Raw genomic sequence first — 13,587 nt, 5'->3', positions numbered from 1 at the left:
ATTAACCATCCTCACTATTAACAGTTAAGTGCTTACTAAACAGTGCTGCAATTAAAGACTCTTGCAGCAGTGGTGGAAGTAACTCTGGTTTTTTCTCTCCTGCAGGGTACCATGCATATACAGGTACCGAGTTCCTCCCTAAATCCTGCAAAGCTTGAGTAATTTCAGGGTTATAACGCGTCCAGTCGGCCCGAATTAGAAGCACGTTATTCTTTTTAAATAATGCTTGTACACTTGGGGTATCAAGCACCAGCTTTTTATTTACCTGGCAGGTAATACACCAGGCTGCGGTATAGTCGATAAATACAGGGCGCCCATTATCCAAGGCTTCCGTTAAAAGTGCCTTGTCATAACGATGCCAGTCATACGCCATTTCTGCAGGTTGCTCACCACCCTCCATACGGATTGCCGGTAGAGATATTAGCAAAATAGCAGCGGCACAAATCAGACCCGCTGCTCCCCCCTTTTTGGAAAAATTTTTTACTAGCCAGATTGCAAGAGTAACAACGAGCAACAGGCTTAAACCGGCCAACCAACCAGAGTCTCCAGCTAGGCGCCCTAAAATCCATAGTAGCCATATCACCGTTGCGTAAAGCGGAAATGCAAGAAACTGACGCAACTTCTCCATCCATGGACCTGGAGCTGGCAGATGCCTCAGTATTACAGGACTTGCACACATCAAAATAAATGGCGCAGCGAGCCCTAAACCGAGGCATAAGAAGATGAGTAGAGCCTGAAGTGGAGGAATCACCACCGCTGCTCCCAGAGCTGCTCCCATAAATGGACCGGTACAGGGGGCGGCAACAAAGACAGCTAAAACACCGGTGGTAAAGGAGCCACGGCTACTGGAGCTAGCAAGCCCCATTAATCGGTGCCCAAACTCAAAAAAGCCGCTAAAGGATAGGGCCATCAGCCAGAAGAGCATAATTAACCCAATTACCACAACCGGTGACTGAAGTTGAAAACCCCAGCCAACGGCCAACCCTCCCCAGCGTAGCGCCAATAAAGCAAGCCCCAAAGCAAGAAAAGTCACCATAATGCCGGCGCTATATAGGAAAGATTCACGCAAACGTTCGGCTCGGCGATTACCACCGTTAATCAGTCCAAATAGCTTTATGGACAGCACCGGGAAAACACAGGGCATCAGATTCAATAGGAGACCGGCAATAAATGCTGACAGAAGTAAAAGCCATATAGAGGTCGCGCTCTTCTCAATATCCACTTGGGATAAGAGGGGGGCAGAGACTTTCCAGGCCCGGCTCGAGTCTGCAATCACAAAATCACTGCTTTCACTAATCTCAGAGCCCGGCAGGCGCTTGAACTTGTAGAGGAGAGTTTCATCTTCGCGCTGAACTTCTGGCTCAGACGCAGAGTACAAGTCACCATTTACGGGGAAAATGCTAGGTATTTCATCGCTACGATTCCCTCTGAGCTGCAAAGTAATATGCTCACTACCTCGCGCTGAAATGGATACTGGTTGCCACGGGCTCTCACTTTCTCCCCCTGGAAGCCTGTTGGCAAAGTAATTCCTTAACGCCAGATCTGTAGCTGGCCAAGCCGCCTGCTCTGCAACCGACCGTACAAGACTCATAGTGGCAAAGCCCGGTATGCAATCCACTTTACAAACCAACCACTCCAGATCCGCATGCAGAGTAACCTCTTGCGTGCGCTTATCTGGGAGGAGCTGGAACAGGTAGGCAACATTCCCGGAGTACCCCAGGTTAGTAAGATGCTCTACCCGGAGGCGCGTTGGGAATGGCCATTCGGTCGGCCCTAATAAAGCGCCCTGAGCCTCCATATCAAACCGTGGAGCCGCCCCTGAATCTCCAGCATTACGCCAATACACATGCCATCCAGGATCTACCTCAAAGTAGAATCCAACCGTCTCTCTCATTCCTTGGCGAAATGTATCAGGTGCCAGCCAACGTACCTTGACGTGATCACCAGATGCCGTCTCCTGTGCTACAGGGAGACCCGCAACCAACAGTAACGTCAAACAGCAGATGTTGATCAGCGTGGTCTTTATTTTCAATGTGATTCTCCTTCTCGCCTAATCAACTGGTACTCCCCCTTTGGGTCAGATACAAGTTACAACATTGGCCTCACCCATCACAAAACGAAGTCTCACTATACTCCGATCATACCTAACCTAAAGAAGCGCCCAGAATGCCTGCCTTGCAGATAAGTGACGGCCGTATCCTTACTTATGATGACTATGGTGATCCAAATGGCTGGCCTGTGCTTTTCAATCATGGCTTCTCAGATTCGCGACTAATTCGCAATCCTGATAAGGACCTTACCGCATCTCTTGGCGTAAGAGTCATCTCTGTAGATCAACCTGGTGTGGGGGGATCATCTCCCCATAGAGGCCGGCGAATGGTTGATTGGGGGGCCGATATCGAAGAACTGGTTAATCGTCTAAATATCGAGACATTTTCGGTAGTCGGCCATTCAGGTGGTGCCCCTCATGCACTTTCTATCGCTAACAAACTTCCCCACAGAGTCTCTAAAATTGCCCTTGCAGCCCCTGTTGCGCCACTGGACTACCCAGGAATGACTGACCTGCTAAAAAACCCGGATATCAGACTTATCGCAAAGATTCATCGTTGGCAATTTCTTACTCGTTGTCTGTGCCGATTAAGTGCATACCAAGCCAATAGCAATATACAAGATTATATTCAGCTCTTTGCAAAGAAAGACGCCTCTGATGCCGCACTGTTTATTCGAGACCCGGCTCTTAAGAAAATGTTTGAAGAATCATTCTCTGCTGGAGCAACGCAGCATGGGGAGGGTTTTTTTGAAATGATAATGGCGCTTTGGGATTGGGGGTTTGATCCTCGTGAAATCACCACTTCCACCAAAATATTTTATGGTGATGCCGACGATATAATTGATATTAAAATGCCAGAATATCTCTCAAGTATAATGCCAAATAGCTCAACTCAAAGCTGGCACCAGCTGGGACACTATGCCTTTGTTAACAAGTACTGCTGGGTTGAGTTGCTCAAGTCAGCTCGCAAGTAAGCCTTGCGAACTTTACGAGCAACGCTTTTATCTAGCCATCAACAGGCAAAGCCTCTACTGCACTTACCGGAACCAGGCTTGAAATAAAATCCTCAGTGGCCACATCCCAGGAATAGGTCCTGGCATGAGTAACACAGTCCGATCGGTCCAATAATAGTGCCTTTTCTATGGCTACTTGCAGATTGCTATCCAACGCTCCAACGGGGGCATCACCAATGATATCTTTCGGACCTGTCACAGGGTAGGCGGCAACGGGCAAACCACAGGCTAAAGACTCAAGATTAACCAGACCAAAAGTGTCAGTTACCGAAGGAAATACAAAAACATCTGCAGCGCTGTAGCATTCAGTTAAGTCTTTACCCTCTTTAATTCCCAGATATACCGCCTGTGGAAACTTCCTCTTTAATTCGTTGAGTTGAGGACCATCCCCCACGATAACTTTTGTTCCCGGTAACTCAAGAGATAAAAACTTATCCAGTGATTTTTCCACTGCAACACGCCCTACATTGAGCATGATAGGTCGAGTTAGGCCCTCAAAAAGTTTTGTCTCAACCGGATGGAATTTTTCTAACTCTACGCCTCTTCGCCAGCGGGTGACACGGGCAATTCCCAAGGCTCGAGCTTCCGCTGCCATACCATCTGTAGTCACCATTGTTTGCGCTGCGGAATTATGAAAGCGACGCAGGAGACCGTGTAACCACTTCAGTGGAACTTTATAGCGAATCGATACATATTCAGAGAGACGGGATAGCCAAGATGTCGTAAAACGCAAATTATTCCGCTTGCAGTAGCCACGAACAGCCCACCCCACTGGACCTTCACTCATGATATGAATAGCGTCCGGTGAAAAATCCTCAATAATTCGGGCAGCTTTCCCACCGGGAAATACTGCAATTTTCACTTCTTTATAGCCTGGCCAGGGGAAATTAGTAAAATCAGTAGCAGAAACAATTTTTACTTGGTGCCCCCGTGTTGTGAGTTCTTTTTCAGTTTTTTCCAGCACTCTGGAAACACCATTTAGTTGCTCCGGATAAGTATCCGTAGCAATCAAAATCTTCATATTTTGCACTCTTCAGCTATAGACATAAAACCTCACCTTCCACAGGCAGCCTTGATTTCATATAAACCAGGGCCATTGAAGTATGAAAAAATCACCACTTCGATACACAAGGGATTTTAGTTTGGTCACATCGATGTGAATATTTTTTGGCAATACCCTCAACTTCAGTGAGAAGATTATCATTCAGGGTTATAGGATTGAGCCCCATCTCGATAAGCTGATCATTATTTACCAATAAATCATTTTCTGCTGACTCTTTCCTGGGGTTGTCTAAGTAGGCAATTCCCACCCCTGTCTTGTTGGAGATTAAATTTGCTAGATCCCTGATACGATGCGTCTCTGTCATTTGATTCAGAATTTTGACTCTATCGCCTATCTTTGGAGGATTTTCAATAGCTAACTGAATACATTGACAGGTATCCTGAATATGAATAAATGCCCGCTTCTGGCCACCAGTGCCATGAACGGTAAGTGGGTAATTAATCGACGCTTGCATCAGGAATCGATTGAGGACTGTTCCATAATCGCCATCATAATCAAATCGATTAATCAGAGATTCATCCCTCTGTGTTTGTCGGGTCTGGGTACCCCAAACGATCCCTTGGTGTAAATCAGTGACACGTACCTGGTCGTTCTTGTTATAGAAGGCAAATAACAATTGATCCTGTGCCTTTGTCATATGATAGATAGAACCTGGATTACTAGGGTAAAGAATCTCCTGTTCACTCAAATGCCCTTCAGTCTCTACCTGAATTTTTAAATATCCTTCGGGAATAGTGAGACCAGCTGTTCCATACCCGTAGACACCCATAGTACCCAAGTGAATCAAATGTATATCCAATCCGCTTTCTACTATAGCCGCCAGGACATCATTGGTAGCATTCAAGTTATTATCAAGTGTATAACGTCTATGCCGGACAGATTTCATCGAATAGGGTGCAGCACGCTGTTCAGCAAAATGTACAATCGCGTCTGGTTTTTCCTCTTTTAAGAGATCGAGCAATCGCTCAAACTCCTGTCCGAGGTTAATATAAACATGCCTGATGGACATACCGGAAACTTCACGCCATACACGAAGCCGCTCTGACAGATGCCTGATTGGTGTCAATGAATCAACTTCAAGCTCAATATCAATTTTTCGCCGTGATAAGTTATCAACAATAATAACTTCATAACCCGCCTCTGAAAGGTGGAGAGATGTAGGCCAACCACAAAATCCATCACCTCCCAAAATCAATACTTTTCTCACCCGACCCCCTAAAATTTTTTAGGAATTAATACAATTCGAATAAACTAATATTTTTAGCAGCTTCGAATTAACCTACCTCACTCAAAAGTACCAACCGCCGTTAAACGAGGCCATACGGGCAAACTTATTCGACTTTTTGTGACAATGTCGTGACAATCCATATCACTATCCTTATTCCTTGTACGCCACAGTGAGAAAAAACGAACCACTCGTTAAAAATATCTCTCAGCAGCTTTGTAGTTGATAGTAAGTTGGGGGCTTCCTAGCCTACAGGCGCAATGATAGAACTATCTCATTGTTTCTATATTGAAATATATGGCGACAAAGATCTTTATCGCGCCATTCAAATGAATAATGCGCCAATTTTACTTTAAGCCTAAATAGATAGAGTACTCGAACGGAAACACCATTGTTTTAGACCGATCACTCTACCCCTCTGTTAGAAGGGGAAAATACGCCAATAATGTTTTCAATAAAGCTAAACTTTTTTGACAATTATACGGTTCACATTAGTTGCACACACCCCAAAGCACCTTTCTGTAAGTAAGACAGCGATCAAATACCCTTCACCTCTGTATCTACGCTCACAAGCGCATGCTGAAATTTGATCTGGTATAACGAACTGGCACTCACCGAAGATAAGAAGTGTTTCCATAAACCCTATCTACAAAGGTGATATTAAATTCCACAAACAGATAAGTTATTAGCCTCCAAACCATGTGTCACCTGAAGACAATACGAATTCACAATTGGGGAATTCACTCTCAATCGAAAATAATTATAAGTTTTTCAAAATATCCATTGCCTTCAGTAACGTTAATAACCAGCACTTTTTCCTAAATCTAATGTCACAACCACCAGGAATAGGGACTTTCCGTGAAGCAGGAAAGCATGTCACCGAAAGGTAAATATGCAAATACCTACCCTTTCAAAGGAACTTATTTATCAGAAACGGCAACTAAAAAAGCCGAAAAACAAAAACATAGCCGCGTACTAGCGCGGTAGGTTATGGGCAAAATCGACACAATCGGGATCGCATTTTAGATCTTTAGGTCAGTTAATCTGAGCTTTAAAATCTGCTATCGCAATACTGTATCTCCCGTGGTCTTGACGCCTGCCATAAGTGGCAGAACAGGCACAGTTCTACCTATAAGAAGCTTGCAAGGATGCTGTTAAACCTTCACTGGATGCACTTTGCGAGATAAAAATGTTATTACCAAAATCTCTATCAATTTTTCCTTGTAGCACAACTGATAATCAGTTTTTTGGGGAATCGTGCTTAAAAGAAAAGTGGTCGAGTGTCTCCGCATCGAGTGCATTTTCGTAGAAGAACTCACCTTACGTCCGCTCAATATCAGTACCCGGAGATATAGCTGATGATACTTAAAAAACACCTGTTGCCTGTCGCTATGGCAATATCGGCTTTAACATTTAATGCCACTCCAGCGCTTGCCGACTTTGGTTCCAAGCACGATAAAAACCGAGTTCCCAAGCACGCAAGAAAAAACCAAAGACAGCAAAGAACCACTCCCTTCGACTTCAGTGAAGTCTTCGATACCGTACAGATATTGCATGCTGGAGCAATTGAAATTCACCTGGGTGGGCATTTGGAGCAATCTGATCTCGAATCCATGGAAACCCTGGAAGCCTATGTTCATGCTTTTGAGGAGGGCGATGAATTATTCGAGATGAATTACAACGCTCTCGACGGGGTCGGGGTCAATGTGGGCAACGGCAAAAGATTTACCAGCTTCCCAAGGCCCGACCTGAAAGGACCTAATGCATGGGCGAATGTCCTGCCCCATCGTGCGACAGGCCCCAACGGTGATTCCTGCATCAGCTGTCACAACGTACCGGTAGCCGATGGCGGTGGTGGCGTGAACGATAATGTGATTCGTATGGACCCTGAACGCAAGCAAAAAGGCTTTATCGAGCGCCAGTCGCCCCACCTGTTCGGTATGGGGGCTGTACAGTTGGTAGCGGAAGAAATGACTACCGAGCTGCACACTTTGCGGGATGAGGCTATCAGTGAGAGCTGCTCATCCGGCACAGATACGACTGTCGCACTAACCGCAAAAGGCGTTAGCTTTGGTGAGATCTCCGTCTCCTGTGATGAGGTCAACTACGATAACGTCGAAGGCCTCGATGCTGACCTTGTAGTCAGGCCCTTTGAATGGAAAGGCCTAACCGGATTTGTACGCGCATTCGTTCGTGGCGCGGCACACCAGGAGCTGGGCATGCAGGCCACTGAATTGGTCGGTGATGCAGACAGCGACTTTGATTCGATCACTAACGAGCTCAGCGTTGGTGACATTACCGCGTTAACTATCTACAACGCAGCACAGCCCCGTCCGGTGACAAAAATCGAGCTTAACAGCGTGATCGATTCCCTAACCGAGGAAGAGCAGGAGACTTACGGCTTACCACTAAGCGACGGAGAAATCGCCAGTATCGAAAATGGCGAAGAGCTATTTAGCTCTATTGGCTGCGCCTCTTGCCACTCCCCTGAGATGGAAGTTGCATCGCCGGTATTCTATGAACCCTCTCAGCACGCCAACTACCGCGATGAGACTTATCCCGCAGGCGATATAGCCGGCCTACCTAGCAGGTCCCTGCAATTTAACTTGCTCACAGAGATCATGGATAACCCCCAGGAGCTTCCATCCGGACAAACGCTGGGGCAATTTGAGGAATCGGAAAATGGCGGGGCTATAGTCCGCCTATATGGTGACCTTAAGCGTCACGATATGGGAACAGCCATGGCCGAGGAAATTGATGAAGGCAATGTGGGAGCCTCAGTATTCCTTACAGAAAACCTCTGGGGCGTTGGCTCAACACCACCTTACTTACACGATGGACGCGCCACCACTATGACTGAGGCGATTGTCTATCACGGTGGTGAAGCTGAATCCAGCAAGGAACAGTTTGATGCGCTGAGTGACACTGAAAAGGCAGACCTGGTCAACTTCCTGGATAACCTGGTGCTCTATCTTGCGGAAGAATAAACGCAAGATTAACTCTATAAACCTGAAGCGGGGCGGCCACAGGCTCGCCCCGCCTCTCTTTATCCCCTGCTAAGCACTGGGAATATTCCGCTGGTGCCATTCAGCCAGGGATTCCTCTGGATAGCCTTCAAACACTTCATCCCCTTCCCGTATATCTGGCTGCGCCCAACCCGGAGCAGAATCCAGCATCATATGGCTACGAACCGGCGGTACCGGCAACTCAGAATCAATCGCAGAAGCGAAGGGGTGTACCAGTTCTGGCCAGCGCGGGTCCCAAAGCCATAACGCACTGCCACACCTTGAACAAAAATGTCGTCGTGCCGGACTTTTCCCGCTACTTTCCCGACTCCGAATCCCAATTTCAGCCTGATAGATACTTAAATATTCCTCGCCCTCCACTTTCAGGGTTTGGAAATCTGCCCCCAGGTTAATAGCAAAACCACCTCCTCCAGCGGTTTTTCTGCATATTGAGCAGTAACAACGGTTGAAGGGATAAGGTTGCCGGGAGTTCAGACTGAACTTAACCGATTGGCAGTGGCAAGATCCTTTGAGTTTCACAGTATTCCCCCAGACTTTTACCTTTCGTTCCGCAGGTGGCCAGAATGACGGTTTTACAAACTGTGCAGATTCCTGTGCCATATTTGTCGATGGCTGAAAATGCTACACAGATCATAAGTGTATCCGGGCTAAACTGATTCACCCATCCCCAATGAGACTCAGGGCGTCACACCAATGAATGAACCTATCAGACATGATAAGTGGCAGGCTCAAGAGTACGTAAACGCCTCTGACATGCAGTGGCGCCACGCTATGGAAGCCATACATCGCTGCGATTATCGCCAAGCTGCCACTATTCTTGATGTGGGTTGTGGCGATGGCAAGGTAACCCGCTATTTAGCTGAGCGTATGACAAATGGCAGGATTATCGGTATTGATCTAACCGAGGATATGATTTGTTATGCCAATAAAAATTACGCAAATATACCCAACCTATCCTTCGAGCAAATGAGTGCAGATGAAATCCAGTTCGACTACAAATTCGACATTATTTTTTCTTTTAGTTGTTTACACTGGGTAGCGGACCAAGCTCAAGTCTGGAATAGTTTTTATAAATATTTAAAAGTTAACGGTAAAGTAGTTTGTGGTTTTCAGGTTGATCATGAAAATTTCTGGGAGACTGTATACGAGGAACAAGAAACAGCTACATGGAAACCCTATTTTGAAAGTTTTCACGATCCTTATAATCACTATACGCTAGAGAAAATGCGAAACTATGCTGAAGAAGCAGGCTTCTACTTACCCCGATTCGATGAAATCTACCATGTGGAAAACTTTCAAACCTGGGAAAAGCTCACCACCTTCTTTCTATCATGGGTTCCCCAATTCCGCCATCTAGGCCACCCAGAAAGAAAGCAGTTTGCCGACCAGGTAATGAACAAATACTATAAGAAAATCCACCCGGAAATGCGAAAGGATGCTGGGGTAAGAATCAAACGATTTATTATTGAGGCAGAGAAATAGATTCTCTTCAAGCTTTCCTCATAGCACCAACACTCTCACCTGCTACCACAGAGGGTTCTGATATATTTTTATAAATAATAGTTGCACCAATTATTAACATAATTAACTCAATCAAGTAGTGAGTGCCACTTAAAGTCAAATACACAATAGATTCTTCAGCGAATACTGGATAAATTGATACACCTAGATAAGCTACCACCAGACTAACACACAACCAACGCTTTAACCGCCCCGTTATCATCCGAGTCAATATAAAGAAGGCATAGGCAAAAGCAATAGATACCAATGTAAAATAGGGATAGATAATATCTATCAAACTAGGTGCAAGCCCCCCAGAAGATTCATCATAATTTAGTGCTATCAGGAAAGGTTTTAAAAAACTCAATATATTGCTTAGTAATGGCCAGGCAAGCAACCCAAAAATAAATACCCTTAGCGATTCCCTGATCACAAAACACCCTTCTTCTGCAACTCTTAATCCAGAAGCAACGATCATCTTAACAAATAACTTTGCATCGAAATTGGCTACTGGCTAGTACGTAATGAAAACCTAGAGTCTAGGCATCTCATCCAAGTTAACCTGTAAGCATGAAGCAATCAAATTTCTCTTGCAGAAGTTATAACCAGTCAAAGCGCTGAACAATCCTTCTTTACCTAATAAACGCAAAGTAGTCTCTTCTAAGGGCAGTCCCTGCTGCATCAACTTCTGCGCCTCTCCAGATAGATTAAGCAGATACTCATATTTTTTATTCAACTGCTGCCAACCATCCTCTACCACACCTCTATGAGGGCAAAGGATAACGTCAAATGAATGATCCAGGACTCCCTTTATACTTTTCATTAATGTAGGGACATCTTCATCAATACGCAGGAACTTTAAGTAGTTGGCAATAAATAAATCAGCACTAAACAGCCAGCCACGCTCAGGTAACAAATAGCAGGTCATATCCTTTGCATGCCCAGGACTAAATACTGGTAATACTTCTTCTTCACCAATGTAGACCTCCGCTGGGAGAGGTGCTACCTCCGCTTTTCCCGCAGTTCCCCAGAAAAACTTCTGCATCGGGGGAATTCGGAAGCCTTTTTTTAATATACCAATAGTCAGATCCGGGGCCACCGCCTGCACACCGGTAAGTTTCTGGATAGCGCCGGCATTGCCACTATGGTCTTCGTGGTGATGAGTCAGCAATAACTGCTTTAGCGGTGCGCTTTGTATAAACGGCTTAACATACTTCCACTGATTGCTGGGACCCGTATCAATTACGGTTCCATTGAGGCGATAAACAACAAAGGTTGTATTAACACCCATATTGACTCGGCCGACGCGAATAGCATCTAAGCCTTGATAATTAAAGGTTTCACGTACTGGCATAGCTGTGCCCTTGGATAGCTAGGCGTTATTTTTAGGCGAATGCCGTATCTTGGGGAATTGTATTTCCCATGAAAATGAATGACATATCCTTTCCGAACCCTAGACAGTTACGGAGGAGACACATCCTGACTTGCTGCAGAATACTGAAACTAGCTGGTCGAGGGTTATTCCAGTGACACCACTTCTATTCCGGCATCGGTATAGCGCCAACGCAAATTGAATTCACACAATTGCATGCCATAAATGCGCTGAGGATCGGTCTTTTGGTATGCCGGTCTTGGATCCTGGGATAACACCTGTTCAATTAAACGGGGGAGATCTGTACCCCAGTCATCGCGGTAGGCTTTGGCTTTATTCAGAACTGGCTCGGGGATAGTAACGGGAATTTGCACTGGAGCTGCGTCAGCAAATTCACTTTGCGCATGCGTTAACGCATCCGCATAGGGAACATAGGGTTTAATATCCAATACTGGCGTACCATCGACCAAATCTGCCCCGGCAACTATCAACTCCACTTTAGGAGAGGTGCGCACCTCCAGAAGACGAACTACTGACAGCCCGATATTATTGGGACGAAAGGGCGAGCGAGTGGCGAGTACACCCAGTTTCTTATTGCCGCCCAAACGGGGCGGGCGCACTTTAGCTGACCACTGCCCAGCGGCTTGGTGAAATTGGAACACTACCCAGATATGGCTATTTTGCTCCAGACCGGCAACTGCATCTGGCGTATCCAGGGGAGGTAACAACGCAATACTGGCGCGACTGGCATCCGCCAATAGTGGCTGGCGGGGTACTCCAAACTTTTCTCCAAAGCAGGAATGCACCCGCGCAATAGGCTCTACAACCATTTAAAATCCAAACACTTTAACAAACTACTTATCAATACCGCCGACACACAGATATTTTATTTCCAGGTAATCCTCAATACCGTATTTTGAGCCCTCGCGCCCCTGCCCGGATTCTTTTACACCGCCAAAGGGTGCCATTTCGTTGGAAATAATACCCTCATTGATACCGACCATACCGTATTCAAGTCCCTCTGCAACACGCCAAATACGACCGATATCCCTGGAGTAAAAATAAGAAGCCAGACCAAATTCCGTATTGTTGGCCATTTTAATGACTTCCTCTTCAGAGGAGAATTTATATAGCGGAGCTACCGGACCGAAGATCTCTTCTTTGAACAAGTGCATTTGATCGGTGGCCCCACCCAATACTACGGGAGAATAAAAGCATTCCCCCATAGTACTGGGACCACCAGCAACTAGGGTTTGCGCGCCTTTTTGCAGCGCATCTTCCACCAGAGATTCCGTTTTCTTCACTGCTTTGATGGTAATCATAGGGCCCATGTCGACACCGCTATCAAAACCACTGCCCATGGAAAGCTGGTTTACCGCAGCGGAAAATTTCTGTGCAAATTCATCGTAAACACCTTCCTGCACGAAAATGCGATTGGCGCATACACAGGTTTGACCGGCATTGCGATATTTACAAACAATTGCGCCCTTTACAGCTTCGCCAATGTCAGCATCATCAAAAACAATAAATGGGGCATTACCGCCCAATTCCATAGAGGTTTTTTTCATGGTTGCTGCACACTGGGCTTGCAGCAATTTTCCGACAGCAGTAGAACCGGTAAAAGTAAATTTCCGCACTAAGGGATTGGCCGTCATTTCTGCGCCAATCTCCGGTGCCTTATCCCCTGCGACAATATTAAAAACACCTGGGGGAATTCCCGCTTCCTCAGCGAGAACTGCGAGAGCCAGTGCGGATAGAGGTGTTTCGGAGGCGGGTTTGGCAATAAATGGACAGCCTGCGGCAATAGCGGGAGCCATTTTGCGTGCGATCATAGCGCTGGGGAAATTCCATGGCGTTACAGAACAGGTCACACCAATTGACTGCTTGATAACCAAGAGCCGTTTATCACTGGAAGGCGGGCTAATAACATCCCCGTAGACGCGCTTGGCTTCTTCCGAAAACCATTCGACATAATTAGCACCATACACAATTTCGGTACGGGACTCTGTCAGTGGCTTGCCTTGCTCTGCGGTCAAAATAATGGCTAGATCATCGGCGTTAGCAATTATCAGCTCATACCAGCGCCTGAGTATTTTCGCTCTTTCTTTTACCGGAGTATCGCGCCAGGTAGGCCAGGCTTTATCAGCAGCTTCTATAGCACGGCGAGTCTCATCGGCCCCCAAGTTGGCGATACTGGCAACCGCCTTGCCAGTTGCCGGGTCCAACACATCGAAGGTATCGCCAGAATCAGCGTCAATCCACTGGCCACTGATATAGGACTGGTTGCGCAGCAATGCAGGATTCTTCAGCTTCAACATCGTATTCTCCTTGTGGTTTC

Annotated in this window: 12 protein-coding genes; 4 read left to right on the top strand and 8 right to left on the bottom strand. The window is 46.2% G+C overall.

Going from position 1 to position 13,587, the window contains the following annotated elements; all coding sequences use genetic code 11:
- Position 1 precedes the first annotated feature (1 nt).
- Positions 2 to 2,032 (bottom strand): protein-disulfide reductase DsbD family protein, encoded by a 2,031-nt coding sequence (locus ACJJI4_RS01940; protein WP_444926866.1) that lies wholly within the window; start codon positions 2,030 to 2,032, stop codon positions 2 to 4.
- Positions 2,033 to 2,166: 134 nt separating this feature from the next.
- Between ACJJI4_RS01940 and ACJJI4_RS01935 the strand changes: the two genes are divergently transcribed.
- Positions 2,167 to 3,024: an alpha/beta hydrolase gene (locus ACJJI4_RS01935; protein WP_282934044.1), complete on the top strand. Its 858-nt coding sequence runs from the start codon at positions 2,167 to 2,169 to the stop codon at positions 3,022 to 3,024.
- A gap of 31 nt (positions 3,025 to 3,055) precedes the next feature.
- Here the strand turns inward: ACJJI4_RS01935 and ACJJI4_RS01930 are convergent, their stop codons facing one another.
- Both ACJJI4_RS01930 and ACJJI4_RS01925 read right to left on the bottom strand, forming a co-directional pair.
- Positions 3,056 to 4,084, bottom strand: coding sequence for a glycosyltransferase family 4 protein (locus ACJJI4_RS01930; protein ID WP_444926865.1), 1,029 nt, complete (start codon positions 4,082 to 4,084; stop codon positions 3,056 to 3,058).
- Between the two features lie 91 nt (positions 4,085 to 4,175).
- Entirely contained in the window at positions 4,176 to 5,333 is a 1,158-nt protein-coding gene (locus tag ACJJI4_RS01925; RefSeq protein WP_444926864.1) for an NAD-dependent epimerase/dehydratase family protein, read from the bottom strand.
- A gap of 876 nt (positions 5,334 to 6,209) precedes the next feature.
- Between ACJJI4_RS01925 and ACJJI4_RS01920 the strand changes: the two genes are divergently transcribed.
- Positions 6,210 to 6,338, top strand: coding sequence for a hypothetical protein (locus ACJJI4_RS01920; RefSeq protein WP_444926863.1), 129 nt, complete (start codon positions 6,210 to 6,212; stop codon positions 6,336 to 6,338).
- A 371-nt stretch (positions 6,339 to 6,709) separates the two neighbouring features.
- Positions 6,710 to 8,338 (top strand): di-heme oxidoredictase family protein, encoded by a 1,629-nt coding sequence (locus tag ACJJI4_RS01915; protein WP_444926862.1) that lies wholly within the window; start codon positions 6,710 to 6,712, stop codon positions 8,336 to 8,338.
- Positions 8,339 to 8,407: 69 nt separating this feature from the next.
- Here ACJJI4_RS01915 and ACJJI4_RS01910 read toward each other — a convergent pair whose 3' ends face one another.
- The gene (locus tag ACJJI4_RS01910; RefSeq protein WP_444926861.1) at positions 8,408 to 8,896 is read right to left on the bottom strand and encodes a GFA family protein; all 489 of its coding nucleotides are present in this window, start codon (positions 8,894 to 8,896) and stop codon (positions 8,408 to 8,410) included.
- 174 nt (positions 8,897 to 9,070) lie between these two features.
- On the opposite strand from ACJJI4_RS01910, the gene ACJJI4_RS01905 reads away from it, so the two are divergent.
- The gene (locus ACJJI4_RS01905) at positions 9,071 to 9,859 is read left to right on the top strand and encodes a class I SAM-dependent methyltransferase (protein WP_444914568.1); all 789 of its coding nucleotides are present in this window, start codon (positions 9,071 to 9,073) and stop codon (positions 9,857 to 9,859) included.
- 7 nt (positions 9,860 to 9,866) lie between these two features.
- On the opposite strand, the gene ACJJI4_RS01900 is transcribed toward ACJJI4_RS01905, so the two are convergent.
- The 4 genes from ACJJI4_RS01900 to ACJJI4_RS01885 form a co-directional block, all read right to left on the bottom strand.
- Positions 9,867 to 10,355 (bottom strand): hypothetical protein, encoded by a 489-nt coding sequence (locus ACJJI4_RS01900; protein WP_444926860.1) that lies wholly within the window; start codon positions 10,353 to 10,355, stop codon positions 9,867 to 9,869.
- Between the two features lie 54 nt (positions 10,356 to 10,409).
- Positions 10,410 to 11,231 carry an MBL fold metallo-hydrolase gene (locus ACJJI4_RS01895; protein WP_444914570.1) on the bottom strand — a complete coding sequence of 274 codons (822 nt, stop codon included), beginning with the start codon at positions 11,229 to 11,231 and terminating at the stop codon, positions 10,410 to 10,412.
- Positions 11,232 to 11,395: 164 nt separating this feature from the next.
- Positions 11,396 to 12,079, bottom strand: coding sequence for a tRNA (N6-threonylcarbamoyladenosine(37)-N6)-methyltransferase TrmO (gene tsaA, locus ACJJI4_RS01890; protein ID WP_444926859.1), 684 nt, complete (start codon positions 12,077 to 12,079; stop codon positions 11,396 to 11,398).
- 24 nt (positions 12,080 to 12,103) lie between these two features.
- Positions 12,104 to 13,567, bottom strand: coding sequence for an NAD-dependent succinate-semialdehyde dehydrogenase (locus tag ACJJI4_RS01885; protein WP_444914572.1), 1,464 nt, complete (start codon positions 13,565 to 13,567; stop codon positions 12,104 to 12,106).
- Between the last annotated feature and the right edge of the window lie 20 nt (positions 13,568 to 13,587).

The organism is Microbulbifer maximicatervae (SeqCode) (assembly GCF_052467305.1).
This window is presented reverse-complemented; position numbering and strand designations above follow the sequence as displayed.

Bases quoted from the DNA above. Each gene is read 5' to 3' on its own strand.
- ACJJI4_RS01935 (WP_282934044.1), top strand. From the start codon at position 2,167: ATGCCTGCCTTGCAGATAAGTGACGGCCGTATCCTTACTTATGATGAC.
- ACJJI4_RS01905 (WP_444914568.1), top strand. From the start codon at position 9,071: ATGAATGAACCTATCAGACATGATAAGTGGCAGGCTCAAGAGTACGTA.
- ACJJI4_RS01885 (WP_444914572.1), bottom strand. From the start codon at position 13,567: ATGTTGAAGCTGAAGAATCCTGCATTGCTGCGCAACCAGTCCTATATC.
- ACJJI4_RS01915 (WP_444926862.1), top strand. From the start codon at position 6,710: ATGATACTTAAAAAACACCTGTTGCCTGTCGCTATGGCAATATCGGCT.
- tsaA (WP_444926859.1), bottom strand. From the start codon at position 12,079: ATGGTTGTAGAGCCTATTGCGCGGGTGCATTCCTGCTTTGGAGAAAAG.
- ACJJI4_RS01895 (WP_444914570.1), bottom strand. From the start codon at position 11,231: ATGCCAGTACGTGAAACCTTTAATTATCAAGGCTTAGATGCTATTCGC.
- ACJJI4_RS01900 (WP_444926860.1), bottom strand. From the start codon at position 10,355: ATGATCGTTGCTTCTGGATTAAGAGTTGCAGAAGAAGGGTGTTTTGTG.
- ACJJI4_RS01930 (WP_444926865.1), bottom strand. From the start codon at position 4,084: ATGAAGATTTTGATTGCTACGGATACTTATCCGGAGCAACTAAATGGT.